The sequence below is a fragment of the Streptomyces sp. NBC_01235 genome, assembly GCF_035989285.1.
In the GTDB taxonomy this organism is placed as follows: Bacteria; Actinomycetota; Actinomycetes; order Streptomycetales; family Streptomycetaceae; genus Streptomyces.
The window spans coordinates 8,392,797-8,411,021 of the sequence record NZ_CP108513.1; the positions used below are offsets into that span (position 1 = coordinate 8,392,797).

The following is an 18,225-nucleotide window of genomic DNA, read 5'->3' on the forward strand; positions in this document are numbered from 1 at the left end:
TCTCCGTTTCCTCAGCCGTGGCTGGAGAGGCCACTCTCACGGCTCCCACGCTGACCCCATGACCACCGAACATGTCGTATCACCCGAAACCGTTTGCGCAACCCACCACCACCGCGGCCGTCGAGGTGCAGCGCATGGATCAGGGCGCGGTCGAGGTCGTCGAGCATGCCTCCATCCTCGCGGGTGCCCGAAGGAGGCGGCAGCCGCCGGAGCGGCGGAGACGTCCCCGCGTCCTGAACTGGTCCGGTTCGTTCGGAGCGCCGTGCAGAGGAGGTGGACCGCCGGGTGTCCGAGGGCCCCTCCGCCGACGTGCTGGTGCGGGCGGCCGAGACCTTCGGGCCGCCGTGATCCTCGCCCTCGTCGCGGTTCAGCTGCGTGCTGCGCGCGGACGGGGAACTCCGGGCCGACCGTTCCCCGGCCCCGCTGCGCGAGCTCGCCGCGGGCACGGCCACGGTGCTGCGCCGCACCGCAGAGGGCGAACCACCCCGGCCCCCGTCGCCCGGGCCGCCCCTCCTCGGCGCCGTCGGCCAGCTGCTGATGGAGCCTTCGGCGATCTCGCGCCGAAGGCTCCCGACATGGAGTAGTCCTCCTCGGTCCTCTCAGTCCTCGCCGCCTTCCTCGCCCGCCTCCGCTTCGTCTTCTTCGTCACCTTCGAAGAAGTCACCGATCTCGTCGACCACTTCGGCCGCCACCATTCCGCCGACGACCCCCACGGCCAGGCCGGCCGCGCCCGCGGCGACCGCCGTGCCCACGCCGGAGCCGTGGTCGGCGCGGTGGGCGGTGTGCGACGCGGAGTGGACGTACGCCTGCGCGCCGTACGCCTCGCGGTGTTCGGTCAACCGGTGGATCCAGCCGTCGACCTCGCTGTTCCAGTCGAGGACGGGGACGTCCTCGTGGCGCACCGTGAAGCGGGTCAGCGCGTCGTGGCCGGGGGTGAGTGGGCCGCCGCGCTTGTCGGCCTCCAGCACGACCTCCAGGTCGGCGGGCGTGGTGAGGAACGTCAGCTCGATCTCGGTCACCGCGTGCGCGTACTGCGGGGGAGGGGTGAGTTCGATCTCCTGGTAGAGCGGGAGCCGTTGCCCCGTGCCGCCGATGCGCCCGTACTCCAGGTCGGCGGAGTGGAAGCCGAACCCCAGCTGCCCGAGCGCTTCGAGGATCGCCTCCTGCACGGGCAGCGGACGGACGGCGAGCGGGTCGAGGTCGCTCCGGTCGCGGGCGCCCGCCACCGCGAGCTCGGTGCGCACACCCAGAACGACGCCGAGCGGCTGCCCGTACAGCTCGGTGACCGGCGTCTCCCAGGGCACCGTGACCGTGAACGGCACGCCGCGCTCCTCGTTCTCACCGAGCCGGAAGCCGCCACCGACGACATACCGCTCGAAGACGACGGTGTCCTCGCTCTCGCCCTCCTCGTGCTCCGCCTCGACGCGCGCGATGAGCTCCAGGCCGATCTCCTCGATCTCCACGGCCGCACCGCCACCCCGCAGGCGGACCTGCCCCGACAGCGCCCCGCCGGGCAGCACCGCCCCGCTGTCGAGCACCGTGTCCACCGAGGGGCCGCCTCCACCGATCGCCCCGAGCAGCCGTTTGAACACCATGCCGGTGTCGCTCCTTCACGTCGAAACCCATTGCAGTGATCTTCCGCAGAACTCCCCGCGACGGCAAAGAAGTTCCCAAGTCACCTGTTCGAGTGAGGTGCGATGGCGGGAGAGAGTGAAGGGGCGACGAGACCGGCGGGGCCGGGAGCGGCCCACTGTGCGCAGGTCGTCCCGGCCCCGCCGGTGAAGTGACGTGCGGACGGGTGTCATGTCCGTACGTGAGTCGGGCCGATCCGTGAGGCGGGCCCGTGGGTGTTCCCCGCGTGTCAGGCGGGCTCCCCCGCCCCGGGCAGGGGGGTGTTCTGCCGGACCGTCTCGGCCGCCCGATCGGCCTGTGCCCCCTTGCGTCGCTCGTGGCGGCTCTTGCGCGGCTCCTGGTCGGGCAGCCAGCCGAAGGCCAGGCAACTGCCCACGGCGCCGAACAGCAGACCGACGACGAAGCCGCCGATGTTGGAGGTGAGCCAGGTGCCCAGGGAGAGCATGATGGCGATGATCGAGTAGAACAGCCGCTGGGTCGGGTTGAAGAGGATCAGCAGACCGCACAGGATCATGAGGGTCGGCAGGAGATAGCCCGCCAGGCCCTGCATGCCGACATGCAGGATGACCGGCAGCGGAGCCTTCATGGTCACCAGGATCTCGGCGCCGCCCAGGACGAGCAGCAGGCCGCCCGCGAAGGGCCGACGGCCCCGCCACTTCCGGAAGCCGTCCCGCCACTGGGTGAAGGTCACTTCTCGCAGCCCTCGCTGCTGAAGCTCATCTTCAGACCGGGAAGCTTGAAGACGGCGGCGGTGGCCGCGTAGTTGTGCTGGTACAGGTTCTTGATGACGACGGTGTCGGCCTGTTGTCCGTAGACACCCGCGGGGCCCTGGATCGGGACCTTGTCGAAGGTGCTCGAGTCACGGCCGATCTCGATGTTGGTGAACTCGGCGTCACCCGAGATCTGGTCGGAGTCGATCGCCAGGTTCTTCACGCCCACCGGGGTGGACCCGCCGCCGGCTCTGAGGACGAGCTGGATGCCGCCGAGGTCGACGCTCTGGCACATGTTGGTGATCTTGCCGCTCTTCACGACCGAGGTGACGACCAGGACCTGGCCGCCGGTGTCCCCCTGGTTGGGGCTGTTCTCGATCATGTTGTCCAGTCCGCCGAACTGCGCGAACCCTTCTCCTTCGAGCCTGTCGGCGGTGACCACGAACGGCATGCCGGAGATGGCGAACTGCACCCCCAGAGCGCCCTGCGCGGTGAGGACCGCGAGCCCCGCGGCGACGAAGGTGGCGGGCACCGCCATCACGGCGGCCCGGCGCAGCCGGACCCGGCCGCGTCTTTCTGCGGAACCGCTTTCGGGGTTCTCGGGTGTGTTGTCGGCGGACGACGTGACGTCCGGGGACGAGGCCATGTCTGCTCCCATGCGCTTGATCATGCGGGTCGGGCTTCAGTGGCACGTTGTCCTGGCGCGGACAGCGGCTGCCGCGCACACGTCCTCGCAACTCCCGGAAATCGCAAGGGCTTTCTGGTTACGCAGCAGTAGCCGTCCAGGAAGTTACCGATGGTTACAGCAACGGGTCAAGGGAGATGTGGAAAAAGAGTGTTCATTATGTGCCGCCTGTGGGCCGGGCCGTCCACCAGCACTGCATTTATCTGTTGGATCATCAACTTCCGCTCTCAGCCTTGACGTTGACTGACCCTCAGGTCTACAACTCTCCCTGGCTGAGCCCGGATCCGTGGCGCCGGATCCGCAGTGCGGCGACACCGTCCGCGCTCCCGGACTCTTTTCAGCCAGTACGGGCCCTCGGTCCCGAGCTCGTCCCTTCACGGCACCGGCACGGCCGCTTCCCCCCTGCGGGCCGCGACCGGTCGCCCCTTCCGCCCGGCCCGGCCGGAGCACTCGCCAGTGCCTCCGACCGGTCACCGGCCGGCCGCCGTTGCCGGTCCGTCACGTACGGAGAAGGCGTCACGGGCCGGCAATGGCGGACGCCGACCCGCGTCCCCCCATGTTGCTCGAGACGCAACGCGCCGGTTCACCTCGAACCACCCAACTCCCCCGAAAAAAGCTCCACTTGAGAAAGAGGCACCCGCATGCGCACCCGCTCCCGCTCCCTCCTCGCCCTCGCCGGAACCGTCGTCGCCCTCTCCCTCACCGCAGTCACCCCGGCCTCCGCGGCCGGTGCGGTGCTGACGACCGCCAATGGCGACGTCGCCGTCGGTGACGTTCTCAACGCGTCCCTGGCCAGCGGCACCGCCGCCACGCTGTACTCCAGCGCGACCGGCACCAGCGGTGTCTCCTGTGGCACCTCCGCGTTCAGCGCCACCGTCACCGACAACCCCACCGCGCCGGGTACCGCCACCGAGTCGCTCACCGCACACTCCTTCGGCAGCTGCACCGCGAACGTGATCGGCGTGCTCGGCGTCACCAGCGTCACGGTCAACAACCTGCCGTACACCGCCAGCGTGGCGTCGGACGGCACCCTCACCGTGACTCCGGCGAGCGGGTCCACCATCCAGACCACGGTCGTGCTGCGCACCCTGCTGGGCAGCATCAACTGCGTCTACCAGGCCGCCAGCCTGACCGGCGCGACGAGCAACACCGACAACAGCATCACCTTCACCAGCCAGCAGTTCACCAAGACGTCCGGCTCGTCGCTCTGCTTCGCCAACGGCTACTTCACCGCGAAGTACGCTCCGGTGACCGACGCGGACGCGGCCGTCATCGTCAACTGATCACCGTCCGGGCAACGAGGCCGCTTCCGCACAACCGATCTGCGCGCGGACCGCAGCTGATCTGCGCACGGACAACTGATCTGCGCAGGAACAACTGAGCGCTGTACGAACGGAGTTCAGCGCCGACGTACACGCGCCACCAGGGCGGCGCCGCCGGTGAGTACCAACACCGCCGCGGCGCCGCCCGCCAGCATCGGTGCGGACGGTCCGGAGCCACCCTCGCTGCTGGATGCCACCGGGGTGCTCTCGGGACTGGCCGCGGCGGCCTGCGCGGGTGCGGCGTCGGACGCCGCAGACGCCGACTTGCTGCCGGACGCCGGGGTCGGCGTCGCACTCGCGGACGGCTTCGGCGTGGCCGCAGCGGGCGCCTTCGTCGTCGCCCCGCTCTCCGGCTTGCTTTGCGAAACCGCTTGCGAGAACACCACGTCCGAGCACGAGTAGTACGTGTCGGGCGTGCTGCTGTTCTGCCAGATCGTGTACAGCATCTGACGTCCCGTCCGGTCGGCCGGCAGCTTCGCCGTGAGGTGGTAGGCGCCGTTCGTCAGCGCCGGGTCCTTGACCTCGGCGAACGGACGCTCCGGAAGATCGGACCAGGTGAGCGGCTTCGACGGGTCGTATCCGGGCTTCGTCAGATACAGCTTGAACGTACCGGTGTGCGCGATCGTCGAGGCGTATGTCATCCGCAGCGTGCCCCCCGCCGTCAGCCGGGTCGACGGCCAGTCGGCGCGGGCGAGGTCCAGTCCCTTGTACGCGGACAGGCCGCCGCTGCACAACTGTCCGTCGGGGATGGTCTGCCGGTCGCGGCCGTTCACGTTCGCGACCCGCAGGTTGTCCCAGGCGGCGAAGGACGTGCCGTTAGCGTCGACGGCCGCCCGGCAGGCCGCGCTCCTCGCGTCGGCGCCACCCTCGGGGGAGCAGGCGTACACCCGGCTGACCGGATCCGTGGGGGCGCCGTGCGCCTGCGCCGGCCCGGCGGCCCACAGGCCCAGCAGGAGCGGGCTGAGGGCGGCGGTCGCCAGTGCTGCGGTGCGGTGTGCGGTGGTGCGGGGCATCGGGGACGTCTCCTCGGCCGGCGCGGGAACGGTCTGTCGTGAGTACGGGAAACCGGCCCGGCGCGTTCAGCGCGCACTCGCCCGTCCGTCGCGCAACGCGCGGTGGGTCAAGCGATGGATCAAGCGATGGATCAAGCGATGGATCAAGCGATGGATCAAGCGATGGATCAAGCGATGGATCAAAACGGGCGATCCCTGACCGGTCGTGCTCGTCGAGGGTGGGTTTCCGGCCGGATCGAGGGTTTCCCCTGTATCGGTATGACTGATCCTTTGCCTATCGTTCCAGCACAGCCGACCCACAGGTAACCCCGACGGGGTCGACGCCCGCGCCTGGCCGGCCTTCCGCGCTGCTCTTCGATTCACCCCCCGCCGCTTCGATGCCGAAGCGAATCGACCGCGGCTCCCCCCTGTCCGGAGCCGGCCACGAAAGGCACGCCCTTGCGCACGTCACCCGCCCTGAGACGGAGACTGATATCCGCCGCCGCGGTCTCCGCGGCCCTGCTCACCGCCGCCTCCACCGCCTCGGCCGCCGCCCAGGAAACCGTTTCCCAGGGTTCCACCGTTCCCGCCGCCCAGACCGAGGCCGCGCCCGGCACCCCGGCCGAGCGCCTCATCGTCGGCTACAAGTCCGGTGCCGCCGAGGCGAAGTCGAACCCGGCCGCCCAGGCCGACGCCGCCGCCAAGGGCAAGGAGAGCGGCGAGGACGTCGACTTCCAGCGCCGTCTCGGCACCGGCGCCGCCCTGGTCGACCTGGGCGACGACCTCACGAAGGCGGACGTCGCCGACGTCGTCGCCCGGTACCAGGCGGACCCGCAGGTCGCCTACGTCGTCCCGGACCGGCTGAACAAGCCGAAGGCCGACCCGAACGACACCGAGTACACCAAGCAGTGGGACCTCTTCGAGTCCACCGCCGGCATGAACGTGCCGGGCGCCTGGGCCACTTCGACCGGCACCGGCGTCACGGTCGCCGTCATCGACACCGGTTACGTCGCGCACACCGACCTCGCCGCGAATATCGTCGGCGGCTATGACTTCATCGCCGACACCGCGGTCTCCGTCGACGGCGACGGCCGCGACAGCAACCCGGCCGACCCGGGCGACTGGTACAACGCCAACGACTGCGGCTCCGGCATCCCGGCCAGCAACTCCTCCTGGCACGGCACTCACGTGGCCGGCACCATCGCCGCCGTCACGAACAACAACAAGGGCGTCGCGGGCATCGCCTACGGTGCGAAGATCTCGCCGGTCCGTGTGCTCGGCAAGTGCGGCGGTTACGACTCCGACATCATCGACGCCATCACCTGGGCGTCAGGCGGAACCGTTTCCGGTGTTCCCGCCAACTCCAACGTCGCCAAGGTCATCAACATGAGCCTGGGCGGCGACGGGGCGTGCACCTCGGCGACCCAGAGCGCGATCACCGCCGCCGTGAACCGCGGTACTACCGTCGTCGTGGCCGCCGGCAACGAGAACGACAACGTGGCGAACCACTCGCCGGGCAACTGCAACAACGTCATCTCGGTCGCGGCGACCAACCGCAGCGGCGCCAAGGCGTCCTACTCCAACTACGGTTCCCTCGTGGACATCTCGGCGCCCGGCGGCCAGACCAGCACCGGCACCGCGAACGGCATCCTGTCCACGCTGAACTCCGGCACCAAGACGCCGTCGAGCGAGTCGTACGCCTACTACCAGGGCACCAGCATGGCCACCCCGCACATCGCGGGCCTGGTCGCGCTGGTGAAGTCGGCCAACTCCTCGCTGACCCCGGCGCAGATCGAGACGGCCATCAAGAACAACGCCCGTGCACTGCCCGGCTCCTGCTCCGGCGGGTGCGGCGCGGGTCTGGCGGACGCGGCCAAGACGGTGCAGGCGGTGAGCGGCTCCGGCGGCTCCACGGGGGGCACCACCTTCTCCAACACCACCGCGGTCTCCATCCCGGACAACGGTTCCGCGATCGAGTCCTCCATCGCCGTCAGCGGCCGCACCGGCAACGCGCCGAGCGCCCTCCAGGTCGGCGTCGACATCACCCACACCTACCGCGGTGACCTGGTGATCGACCTGGTGGCCCCCGACGGAACCGCTTACCGGCTGAAGTCCGCCAGCGCCTCCGACTCCGCGGACAACGTCAACACCACCTACTCGGTGGACGCCTCCAACGAAACCGCCAACGGCACCTGGAAGCTGCGGATCCAGGACACGGCCGCGCAGGACACGGGGAAGCTCAACAGCTGGAAGCTGACCTTCTGAGGGGACTGTCGCAGTCGCCGAGCGCAATGAACGGGCGGGCCGGCCGGTGTGGATGGACACCGGCCGGCCCGCCCTACGTGTGTTTCAGGGACCGTTTGCCGGGGTCGTCTCATGGGACGGTTTCCGTGACCGTTTTCGTGACTGCTTCCGTCTTCGTCTTCGTGACTGCTTCCGTGACTGCTTCCGTCTCCGTTTTAGTGACCGCTTCCGCGACTGGTTCCGAAACCGCCTCCGCGTGTGTTTCTGAGGGGCCGTAGGTTCCTGCCGGGTGATGCGGGGGAGGCTCGTGGTACCTGTGTGGAGTTACACGTGTCATTCAACCGCACCAGGGCCCGATCCTCCCGCAGTTGTGTGCAGAAACCGCGCGCCCCGTCTTTTTTGGTGGTCTTCTCGACTATGCCCACGGTACGTTTCTCCTGGGAGGCTGCCTCCCGACGTGTCCATGATCTACGGGCAAGTCGGGGGATCGCAGGGGGAGTCGGCGGTCTTCACGTACATGGTCACTCCCCCCGTACAGTGAGCTATTGTGTACGGGGGGTAAGAAAAAACGGCATGACCCGTTCTTTACCGGCCCGGGAGAGTACCAGTCGATGGCGAGGCAGTTACGCGCCGAACAGACCCGCACGACGATCATCACGGCCGCCGCCGACCTGTTCGATCGGCATGGCTACGAGTCGACAAGCCTCAGTGACATCGTCGAGCACGCCCACGTCACCAAGGGCGCCCTCTACTTCCACTTCGCGGCGAAGGAGGACCTGGCCCACGCCATCATGGAGTTGCAGTCCCAGGCCGCGCGGCGGGTCGCCGGCGAGATCGACGACCGCGGCTACTGTTCTCTCGAAGCACTCATACGCCTGACGTTCGGTCTGACGCGGCTGTCGGTCGAGGGCCCGATCGCCCGGGCCGGCCTGCGGCTCGCCACCGGGGGAGTGGCGGTCCGACCGCCGCTGCCGCATCCGTTCGCGGAGTTGCTGGACCTGATCTCCCGGCGGCTCGGCGGCGCGGTCAAGGATTCCGACATCCACCCGGATGTCGACGTCGATGCCGTGGCGCACTCCCTGGTCTGCTTCTTCGTCGGCACCCGAGTCGTCGGCCGCTCCCGCGAACCCGCCGGCCGACTGCCCCGCCGGATGGCCGAGATGTGGCACGTCCTCATCAGGGGCCTGGTGCCGGTACCGCGCCGGCCACGTTATCTGAGCCTCGCGGCGCGGCTGGAGCGGGAGATCATGGCGATGGTGTGAGGGCCGACGGCGGACGGCGCGGGGGCGCGCAGGCGGGGGCGGTCAAGAGACCCTCCGGTGACCGGGTGACCGGCGCCCCCGTGCTCCGGTGACCCGCGCAGTGCGTGCGCGTGTGCGTGCGGTCTTCGGCGTGCGCCCCCGCGATACGGTGATCGGCATGCCCGACACCCCCGCCCCGCCCGTGATCCTCGGCAACGAGCCCGGCTCGTTCCCTCACAGTGTCCTGGCCGAACGGCACCCGGCGATCATCCGGCAGGTGCGGGACGCGTTCCCCTACGGTCCGGAGGTCCACCAGGGCTTGGACGCGCTGTTGGCCAGCTGCACCAAGGGCGTGATCGAACCGCTCCCCGCCGATGCGCGCGACCGCGAGAGGTGGCGGGCGTGGGGGCTCGACGCGTACGCCGGCCGTTCCTGGTTCGACGTGCCCTGGCTGTGGTCGGAGAGCTACTTCTACCGTCAACTCCTCGACGCGGTCGGCTACTTCGGCTCTGGTCCCTGGCAGGGAATCGACCCCTTCCGCCCCTTCAAGCTCGCCGAGCTCGACGCGCCGGAGACCCTCGAGGAACTGGCCGTGCTCGACATCCTCGAGGACCGTCCGGTCGAGGAGCGGGCCCGCGCTCTCCTGCACGGCTCCCTCTGGGGCAACCGCGCCGACCTCGGTTTCCGGCTGTCCGACGCCGAGGCCGAGGAGCGGGCCGCCGTCCCGGGGCTGGTCGCCGACGACAGCGAGACGCTGTGGTCCCTGCTGTCGAGAAGGGAAACAGACCCGGAAGCGGAGGCGGGTACCGGTACTGGCGCCGACGCCCCTGCCGGGATCGCCACCGAGACCCCCGCCCGCACGCGTCCCCGCGCCCGCACGCGTCCCCGTACTCTGTGCCTCGTCGCCGACAACGCGGGCCGCGAACTGATCCCCGACCTTCTCCTGGCGGCGCACCTCCTCGCCCATGGGCGGTGCGACCGGGTTGTCCTGCACGTCAAGCCGTACCCGTACTACGTCTCCGACGCCACGACGGCCGATGTCGTCGACGCCCTGAGGAAACTGACGGGCGCGCCGGGAGTGGCAGCCGACCACGGCCGACGTCTGTGGGCGGCCATGGCGGAAGGCAGCCTGACGGTCCGTGCCCATCCCTTCTCCGCGGCCCCGCTGCCGTACGCGGAGATGCCGGACGACCTGCGGGCCGAGTTCGCGACGGCCACTCTGACGATCGTGAAGGGCGACCTCAACTACCGCCGCCTGGTGGGCGACAGTCGCTGGGCCCCGACCACGCCGTTCGTCGATGTGACCGCCTACTTCCCTGGCCCGGTCGCGGCCTTGCGCACGCTGAAGTCCGACGTGATCACCGGCCTCGACGCCGATACGGAGGCCGCACTGGTCGCCGCCGAGGGGCAACGCTGGCGCACGGGCGGGACGCATGCGCTGATCCAGCTGCGGGAGTGAGGAACGGGCGCGTCGTGGGGGCGATGCGCACTGCGCGGTCGCGGTCCGCCGCACTCGGCGCCGGGAGCGACGGGTGTGCTCAGTGCCGAGCTGAGGTGTCGGGTCAAGTGCCCTGCACCGGCAGCGACTTGATCCCGTTGATGAAGTTCGACACCAGGCGTCGGGGCGGCCCGGCCGTCCGCAGCACGGGCCACGTCCGCAGTACCTCCCGGTAGAGCAGCCGCAGTTGCAGTCGGGCGAAGTGCGCGCCCAGGCAGACGTGGGGCCCGTCCCCGAAGGACACATGCGGGTTCGGCGCACGCGTGAGATCCAGCAAGTCCGGCTCTTCGAAGGCGCGTTCGTCGCGGTTGGCGGCCGCGTGGAAGACGACTACCTTCTCGCCCGCCCGGATCCGCCGTCCCGCGAGCTCGGTGTCCCGGGCGGCGGTGCGCCGAAAGGTGAGCACGGGCGGGTGCCAGCGCAGCAACTCGTCGACTGCCGAGGAGAGTTCGACCTCGCCGGCATGCAGGCGCTCGTACACCTTCGGATGCTTCGCCAGTGCCAGTAGGCCGCCGGGGGCGGCGCTGCGAACGGTGTCGTTGCCGGCGACGGTGAGCAGGAAGAAGAACATCTCCAGTTCGGCGTCGGCGAGTTCGGGGTCGAGGGCGAGGGTCGTCATGACATCGTCGACGGGATGCCGCCGTCTGTGCGCGGCGAGTTGCTGCGCATAGGCGAACATGTCCCGCAGGGCCGCGGGCGATCGGGGATCGACCGGCCGTCCCGCCGCGTCCCGCCGGTCGGTACCTGCCTCATCGGGGTCCTGGTAGCCGATGACGCGCCGTGTCCAGTGCAGCAGCAGCCCGCGGTCGCTCTCCGGAACGCCCAGCAGGTCCGCGAGGTTGAGCAGGGCGTAGTCGTCGGTCACGGCGGACACGAGGTCGACGCACCCGTCTGCGGCGCGTGCCTGCCGCAGGGCGCCGTCGCACAACGTACGCGCACGCTCCCCGGCGACCTCCGCGAAACGTTCGACCCGGCCCGGGGTGAAGGCCCGGCTCACCAGCCGCCTCAACCGCCCATGGTCCGGCGGATCCTGGTTGAGCATCATGCGCCTGATGAACGGCAGGTCGTCCGGGTCGGGATCGCGGATCTGGGTGGCACCGACATACGAGGAGTACGTCGCCGAGTCCTTGAGCACGCGTACGACGTCCGCGTGCCGGGTCACCGCCCAGAAGCCCGGCCCGGCGGGCCATCCCAGCACCTCGGCCTCCTGCTGCCAGGCCACCGGGTGGTGGTCGCGCAGGACGCGGTAGGCGGCGTAGGGCACCTCTTCGGCGTACTGCCGTGGGTCGAACACGTCGGGAACGGGAGGTAGTTGATCGAAGGTCATGCGGCCATGCCCCTGTCGTCCGCGCGCAGGAAGTCCTCCCACACCCGGATCAGCTCCAGGGGCGTCTCGTCCATCGCGTAATGACCTGCGGCCGACAATTCGTGGAGCTCGGCGCGCGGGTACCAGCGCAGCCACGTCTCGCGCATCAGATCGGCCGAGAGGGCGGGGTCCAGGGCGCCGGTCACGGCGAGTGCGGGGACGGTCGAGCCCTCGGTCCGCTCGTGGAAGTCCTCCAGGGCCCACGAGTCCAACCAGGCGCGGAACGCTTTGGTGTCGCTGGCCTCCACCGAACGGGCGACCATCCGGTCCAGCCAGGCGGCCGGGCGGCGGCCACCCGTCGTGAGGTCGAGGATGACGCGCCGGTTCTCCGCCCTGTCCGCCGCGCCCGCGAACAGCTCCCAGAGCTCCGTCGGCAGCGCCAGCCCCGACGCGGGCACCGGGGACACGCCGACCAGTCGCCGCAGCCGGTGCGGAGCCATGGCGAGGAGTCGCTGACCGATCGCGCCGCCCATCGAGTGCCCCACCACCGAGAACCGCTCCCAGCCCAGCCGGTCGGCCAGAGCCACGAGGTCGAGCGCGGCCTCGGCGGTCGAGTGCGTGCCGACCAGGTGCCTGGCCGCGCCGTAGCCGCGCAGATCCACCAGCGCGTACTGGAAGGACGTCCGGTCGAGGTCGGGCAGAACGGGCGCGTACGCGGACCGGTCGGCCAGCCAGCCGTGCACCGCGAACACCTTGTGGGCGCCGTCGCCGTGCAGCTCATGAGGGAGCACGAAGGTTTCCAGGGTTGCCATGCGACCACGGTGGCCCGGGACTCGGGGCTCGGCAAGGGCGCGCGGCGGGCATGAAACCCGGCGCTGGTGTTGTTGTGCGGAACGCGCCCGCCCCTCAGTACGCCCCACGCCCCACGCCCCACGCTCGTCGTCCGAACCCACTCCGCGCAGCCGACCGCCCCTGACCACAGCCCACCGTACGGCCGGCCAGGTCACCTGAACGCCCCCTGACGCCCCCGCCACCGCCCGTGCACCCGTCGCACACTCACCGCACCGACCCGACGAAGGGAAACCGACGACATGCGCATCGGAGTGGCTCCGCACAGGCTGTGGCCCGCGCGGGAGGACGAGCTCGACGACGTTCTCGACCTCGCGCGGCAGGCCGAAGTCCTGGGCTTCGACCATGTGTTCGCCAGCAGCCACGTCGTGGCCGGGGACCTCGGCGTGACCCCGGATCCACTGGTCCTGCTGTCCGCCGTCGCCGGGGCGACCCGGCGTATCGGCCTGCTGACGAGTGTCCTGATCCTGCCGCTGTACAACCCCGTCGTCCTCGCCCATCAGGCATCCACTCTCGACCGTCTTTCCGGCGGCCGGTTCACGCTCGGCGTCGGCACCGGATGGGACGCGGCGGAGTTCGCCGCCGTGGGCGTGCCGTTCGCGGGCCGGGGCCGACGCACCGACGAACACCTTGCCGCTGTAAGGGAGTTGTGGCACGGCGGCCGACTCGGGGTGCGGCCCCGTACGCAGGGCGGCCCGCCCCTGTGGATCGGCGGGCAGAGCGACGCGGCGCTGCGCCGGGCGCTGCGGTTCGGGGATGCCTGGCACGGTTCCGGCGTCGACGCGGAGGCGCTCGCCGGGGTGCGCGACCGGCTGGCCGCACTCGGGGAAGGGGAGGGACGCGATCCGGGCACCCTGGAGCTGACCGCGGGCCTGTTCCTCGTGCCGCCGGGGCTCACGCCGGCCGTTCAGGCACCCGGCCGTCCGCTCGGCGGAACCGACGCCACTGCCGAGAGCGTGCGCGAGGAGCTGGGGCGGCTGGCCGAGGCCGGGCTCGCCGCGGCCTCGCTGTGGCTGCCCGTGGCCACGGAAGCCTTGCCGGACGCCCTCCGCTGGGTTGCCGAAAACGTTCTCGCTCATTTTTCCGAAGACTGACGGATCGGCCCACTGGAGTGTAGTGATCGTCGCCGTCGCCGTCGCCGGCATCGCGCTCGGCCTGGCGGTGGGCCGCTCGCGGCGGGTGACATCGGCCTCACCGTTCCCGACGGACAACTCCTGTGCGTGGTGGGCCCCTCGGGCTGCGGCAGGTCCACGCTGCTGCGCACCATCGCCGGGCTCACCCCGCCGACGAGGGCACGATCACCGTGGACGGGACACCCGTCACCGGCGTAACCGACCGGCTCGCCGTCGTCTTCCAGGACTACGGGCGCTCGCCGCTGCCCTGGCTCACCGTCCGCGACAACGTCGCCCTGCCGCTGGCGCCGCCAGGGACTCGACCGGGCCGACCGCCGCGCCGAGGCGACCCGCATCCTCGCGCGCGTGGGCCTCGACGGCACCGCCCGCCGACACCCCTGGCAGCTCTCCGGCGGCATGCGGCAACGCGTGGCCATCGCCCGCGCCCTGGTCTGCCGACCCTCCCTGCTTTTCATGGACGAACCCTTCGGCTTTCTCGGCGCCCAGACCCGCGAGGCCCTGGAGGACCTCCTCCTGGAGGTGCACCGAACCGACGGCACCACCATCGTGTTCGTCACCCACGACATCGACGGGAGCGTCTACGTCGGCGACCGCGTCGTCGTCCTGTCCCCGGGGCCCGGCGCGCGCGTCGCCCTCGACCTGCCGGTCGAACTCCCGGACGAACGCGACCGGATCACCATCCGGGGCCTGCCCGAGTTCACGGCGCTGCGCACGAAGATCGGGCAGGTGGTGCGGGGGATGCGCCGACCGGCACACCAACTCCCGTACGGTTCACCGCCTCCCGCCCGATTCACGCGATGGTGTGATCATGTTCTGCCCCACGGATGGCGGCTCGGACCCCCGGGTAGGGCCCGGCCATGACGCAACCGTTCGACCTCCCGCACTTCTACATGCCGCATCCCGCGCGCCTGAACCCGCACGTCGACCGGGCGCGGGCCCACTCGACGCGGTGGGCGCGCGACATGGGCATGCTGGAGGGGTCCGGGATCTGGGAGCAGGCCGACCTGGAGGCGCACGACTACGGCCTGCTCTGCGCCTACACCCACCCCGACTGCGACGGGCCCGCGCTGTCGTTGATCACCGACTGGTACGTGTGGGTGTTCTTCTTCGACGACCACTTCCTCGACATGTTCAAGCGCACCCCCGACCGCGCCGCCGGCAAGGCCCACCTGGACCGGCTCCCGCTGTTCATGCCACTGGACGCGTCGACACCCGTGCCCGAGCCGCGGAACCCGGTCGAGGCGGGCCTGAAGGACCTGTGGGCGCGCACGGTGCCGGCCATGTCGGAGGACTGGCGCCGCCGTTTCGCCGTGGCGACGGAGCATCTGCTCAACGAGTCGATGTGGGAGCTGTCCAACATCGACGAAGGGCGGATCGCCAACCCCGTCGAGTACATCGAGATGCGCCGCAAGGTGGGCGGTGCGCCCTGGTCTGCGGGGCTCGTGGAGTACGCGACCGCCGAAGTCCCGGCCGCCCTTGCCGGGTCGAGGCCGCTCAGGGTGCTCATGGAGACCTTCTCCGACGCCGTGCACCTGCGCAACGACCTGTTCTCCTACCAGCGCGAGGTGGAGGACGAGGGCGAGAACAGCAATGGCGTACTCGTCCTGGAGACGTTCTTCGGCTGCACCACCCAGGAGGCCGCCGACACCGTCAACGACATCCTCACCTCCCGCCTCCACCAGTTCGAGCACACCGCCTTCACCGAGGTGCCCGCACTCGCCCTGGACAAGGGCCTCACGCCCGACGAGGTCCTCGCGGTCGCCGCCTACACCAAGGGCCTGCAGGACTGGCAGTCCGGCGGCCACGAATGGCACCTGCGCTCCAGCCGATACATGAACAAGGGGGCCACCTCCGCAGCGCCCTGGCAGAGACTGACGGGCCCCGGCACCTCCGCCGCCGACGTCGGCGCGCTGCTCGCCTCGGCCGCCGCCATGGGGGCTCCCACGCCTTTCGGGCAGTGGGGGAGGCTGCGCGCGTACGCGCACGTGCCCTTCCAGAAGGTCGGCCCGTCTCTGCTGCCCGACTTCCACATGCCGTTCCAGGTCGAGCTCAGCCCGCACCTTCAGGCGTGCCGCCCGCGCCTGACCGCCTGGATGCACCGCATGGGCATGCTCCAGGAGGGCGTCTGGGACGAGGACAAACTCGCCGCCTACGACCTCCCCCTGTGCTCGGCCGGCCTCGACCCGGACGCCACCCCTGAGGCCCTCGACCTCAGCGCCCACTGGCTCGCCTGGGGCACCTACGGCGACGACTACTACCCGCTGGTCTTCGGCGGCCGCCGCGACCTGGCCGCCGCCCGCCTCACCACGGCCCGGCTGTCGGCCTGCATGCCCGTCGACGGCGAGGAGACGCCCGTCGTCCCCGTCAACGGCATGGAACGCGGCCTGATCGACCTGTGGGCGCGCACCACCGCCGACATGACCCCCGACCAGCGGCGCACCCTGCGCGACGCGGTCGACGTCATGACCGAGAGCTGGGTGTGGGAACTGTCCAACCAGCTCCAGAACCGCATTCCCGACCCGGTCGACTACCTGGAGATGCGCCGTGCCACCTTCGGCTCCGACCTCACCCTGAGCCTGTGCCGCATGGGCCAGGGCCCCGCCGTCCCGCCGGAGGTCTACCGCAGCGGCCCCGTCCGCTCGCTGGAGAACGCGGCCGTGGACTACGCGTGCCTCACCAACGACGTCTTCTCGTACCAGAAGGAGATCGAGTACGAGGGCGAGCTGCACAACGCGATCCTCGTCGTGCAGAACTTCTTCGGCTGCGACTACCCGACCGCGCTCGGCATCGTCCACGACCTGATGACCCAGCGCATGCGGCAGTTCGAACACGTCATCGCACACGAACTGCCCGTCCTCTACGACGACTTCGACCTCTCGCCCGAGGCACGCGGGGCGATGGGGAACTACGTCGCCGACCTGCAGAACTGGCTGTCGGGCATCCTGCACTGGCACCGCGAGGTCGACCGCTACAAGTCCGCGTACCTGGCCCGCCGCACCCACGGCTTCCTGCCGGACCTCGCGCCGACGACACCCGCTCCCCGCCTGTTGATCTCCTGACCTCCGTACACGGAACGGGCCGCACGGAATGCGCCGTTCGGCCGGCCGTGTGCGGACCCGACGCGCGTCAGTCTCACTCGTTCGTGGCTCGTGGTGCGCCGGTGCGCCGGGTAGAGCACCAGCCGGAGGCGATCCATGGAACAGACAGCGTTGCGTCCCAAGCCCATGCCGGGTCAGGAGCCCGGCGGTGGCGCCGGGCCGGGCGGCAAGAGCCGCCGTCCGCACGCCGCGCGCCGCGGCGGCCGACGGCTGACGACCCTGCTGCTCGGACTGTCCGTCGGCACCGTCCTGGTCCTGTCCGGCATCGGACTGGGCACCGTGGGGGCGACCGTGATCGGCATGAGCAGACTGGCCGAACTGCAACGGCAGGCGGCGCAGGGCGCGCAGGACATTCCGGGCGCCGGGTCCGCCCCGGGCCGGGGCGGCTCTTCCGCGCCCTCCGGATCGGCCGGATCGGCCGGGGCGGCCGGGGCGGCCGCCGCGTCACCGCGCCCCGCCGAAGCCACCCTGGGGCTGGAGGTCGTGGACGCGGAGAAGGTGGGCGCCAAGGTCGTCGCCGTCCACATTCCCGGCCCCGGCTACACGGCGGGCCTCGTCCGCGGCGATGTCGTGCTGAGGTTCGGCAGCGCCAGGATCGACTCGGCGACGGACCTCGCGCGGGCGGTCGACGAGGCCCTCCCAGGGAGGGGGGTCAAACTGACGGTACGTCATCAAAGTGGTGGGTACCAGCAGTTGACCGTGACCCCCGGCGTCGTCACATGAGGCGGATCCGAAGCGGATCGAAGCAGCCGCCCGACGACCCTCACCGGGTCGGTCGGTGCGGTCGGCAAACCACTGGCCACCACGGCCCTCTCCACGCGACCATGAGCGCCATGCTGACCTCTCTCCTGGCGTTCCTGGGCGCCTGCACGCTCGTCGCCGCCTCGCCCGGACCCAGCACCGTGCTGATCGTCAAGCAGTCGCTGCGCAGCCGCCGCTCCGGCTTCCTGACCGTCCTCGGCAACGAGACCGGTGTGTTCGTCTGGGGCGTCGTCGCCGCGTTCGGCCTGAGCGCCCTGCTGACGGCCTCCCAGGTGGCGTACGACGTGCTGCGCGTCGTCGGCGCCGTCGTGCTCGTCTGGTTCGGTGTCCAGACGCTGCGGCAGGCCCGCCGGACGAAGCGTGGCGGCGAGCCGGACGACGGCGGCTGGGAGGGCGTCGAACAGAGCGGCTGGGCCTCCTACCGGGGCGGGCTGCTGCTGAACCTCGCCAACCCCAAGGCGGCCGTGTTCGCCCTGTCCTTCCTGCCGCAGTTCGTGCCGGAGGGCGCTCCGCATCTGCCGGCCATGGTGGGGCTCGCCGCGCTGTGGGCGGTCTACGAGGTGGGCTACTACGGCCTGTACGTGTGGTTCGTGGGCCGGATGAAGGCCGTCCTGTCCCGGGCCGGGGTGCGCCGTCGCCTGGAGCAGGTCTCCGGCGGCGTGCTGCTGCTCCTCGGCCTGCGCATGGCCCTGGAGGGCTGACCCGGACGGGTCGCCCGCCCGAAACCCGCTCAACCGGCTCGCGCGACCCCAG

The 18,225-nt window shown here is 70.7% G+C and carries 14 protein-coding genes and 1 pseudogene; 9 read left to right on the top strand and 6 right to left on the bottom strand.

All coding sequences use genetic code 11. From position 1 onward, the window contains the following. Positions 1-599 precede the first annotated feature (599 nt). From OG289_RS37805 to OG289_RS37815, 3 genes are all read right to left on the bottom strand, one after another. Positions 600-1,595, bottom strand: coding sequence for a sporulation protein (locus tag OG289_RS37805; RefSeq protein ID WP_327318512.1), 996 nt, complete (start codon positions 1,593-1,595; stop codon positions 600-602). A 266-nt stretch (positions 1,596-1,861) separates the two neighbouring features. Further along, positions 1,862-2,323, bottom strand: a complete 462-nt coding sequence (locus OG289_RS37810; protein WP_327318513.1) for a DUF6114 domain-containing protein — start codon at positions 2,321-2,323, stop codon at positions 1,862-1,864. Then, positions 2,320-2,988 carry a DUF6230 family protein gene (locus OG289_RS37815; protein ID WP_327320930.1) on the bottom strand — a complete coding sequence of 223 codons (669 nt, stop codon included), beginning with the start codon at positions 2,986-2,988 and terminating at the stop codon, positions 2,320-2,322. The genes OG289_RS37810 and OG289_RS37815 overlap by 4 nt, the downstream gene beginning before the upstream one ends. A gap of 680 nt (positions 2,989-3,668) precedes the next feature. On the opposite strand from OG289_RS37815, the gene OG289_RS37820 reads away from it, so the two are divergent. Continuing rightward, a complete protein-coding gene (locus OG289_RS37820) occupies positions 3,669-4,310 on the top strand; it encodes a Tat pathway signal sequence domain protein (protein ID WP_327318514.1) in 642 nt (213 codons plus the stop codon). Positions 4,311-4,426: 116 nt separating this feature from the next. Here the strand turns inward: OG289_RS37820 and OG289_RS37825 are convergent, their stop codons facing one another. After that, complete coding sequence (locus OG289_RS37825; protein WP_327318515.1) at positions 4,427-5,362, bottom strand: lytic polysaccharide monooxygenase; 936 nt, start codon at positions 5,360-5,362, stop codon at positions 4,427-4,429. 438 nt (positions 5,363-5,800) lie between these two features. On the opposite strand from OG289_RS37825, the gene OG289_RS37830 reads away from it, so the two are divergent. From OG289_RS37830 to OG289_RS37840, 3 genes are all read left to right on the top strand, one after another. Continuing rightward, on the top strand, positions 5,801-7,606 hold the full coding sequence (locus OG289_RS37830) for a S8 family peptidase (protein WP_327318516.1): 1,806 nt from the start codon (positions 5,801-5,803) through the stop codon (positions 7,604-7,606). A 590-nt stretch (positions 7,607-8,196) separates the two neighbouring features. Next, positions 8,197-8,847 (top strand): ScbR family autoregulator-binding transcription factor, encoded by a 651-nt coding sequence (locus OG289_RS37835; protein ID WP_327318517.1) that lies wholly within the window; start codon positions 8,197-8,199, stop codon positions 8,845-8,847. A 157-nt stretch (positions 8,848-9,004) separates the two neighbouring features. Then, positions 9,005-10,285, top strand: a complete 1,281-nt coding sequence (locus OG289_RS37840; protein WP_327318518.1) for a damage-control phosphatase ARMT1 family protein — start codon at positions 9,005-9,007, stop codon at positions 10,283-10,285. A 103-nt stretch (positions 10,286-10,388) separates the two neighbouring features. Here OG289_RS37840 and OG289_RS37845 read toward each other — a convergent pair whose 3' ends face one another. Beyond that, positions 10,389-11,651: a cytochrome P450 gene (locus OG289_RS37845; protein ID WP_327318519.1), complete on the bottom strand. Its 1,263-nt coding sequence runs from the start codon at positions 11,649-11,651 to the stop codon at positions 10,389-10,391. Beyond that, a complete protein-coding gene (locus tag OG289_RS37850; RefSeq protein ID WP_327320931.1) occupies positions 11,648-12,433 on the bottom strand; it encodes an alpha/beta fold hydrolase in 786 nt (261 codons plus the stop codon). Before OG289_RS37850 ends, OG289_RS37845 begins: the two co-directional genes overlap by 4 nt. A gap of 288 nt (positions 12,434-12,721) precedes the next feature. Between OG289_RS37850 and OG289_RS37855 the strand changes: the two genes are divergently transcribed. The 5 genes and pseudogenes from OG289_RS37855 to OG289_RS37875 all read left to right on the top strand — a co-directional run bounded on the left by OG289_RS37855 (position 12,722) and on the right by OG289_RS37875 (position 18,173). After that, complete coding sequence (locus tag OG289_RS37855) at positions 12,722-13,573, top strand: LLM class flavin-dependent oxidoreductase (RefSeq protein WP_327318520.1); 852 nt, start codon at positions 12,722-12,724, stop codon at positions 13,571-13,573. 90 nt (positions 13,574-13,663) lie between these two features. Continuing rightward, positions 13,664-14,473, top strand: a pseudogene (locus tag OG289_RS37860) (ABC transporter ATP-binding protein). Beyond that, positions 14,470-16,671 carry a germacradienol/geosmin synthase Cyc2 gene (cyc2, locus tag OG289_RS37865; protein WP_327318521.1) on the top strand — a complete coding sequence of 734 codons (2,202 nt, stop codon included), beginning with the start codon at positions 14,470-14,472 and terminating at the stop codon, positions 16,669-16,671. The pseudogene OG289_RS37860 and the gene cyc2 overlap by 4 nt, the downstream one beginning before the upstream one ends. A gap of 135 nt (positions 16,672-16,806) precedes the next feature. Next, a complete protein-coding gene (locus tag OG289_RS37870; protein ID WP_327318522.1) occupies positions 16,807-17,433 on the top strand; it encodes a PDZ domain-containing protein in 627 nt (208 codons plus the stop codon). A 110-nt stretch (positions 17,434-17,543) separates the two neighbouring features. Then, entirely contained in the window at positions 17,544-18,173 is a 630-nt protein-coding gene (locus tag OG289_RS37875; protein WP_327318523.1) for a LysE family translocator, read from the top strand. The last annotated feature ends 52 nt before the right edge of the window (positions 18,174-18,225 follow it).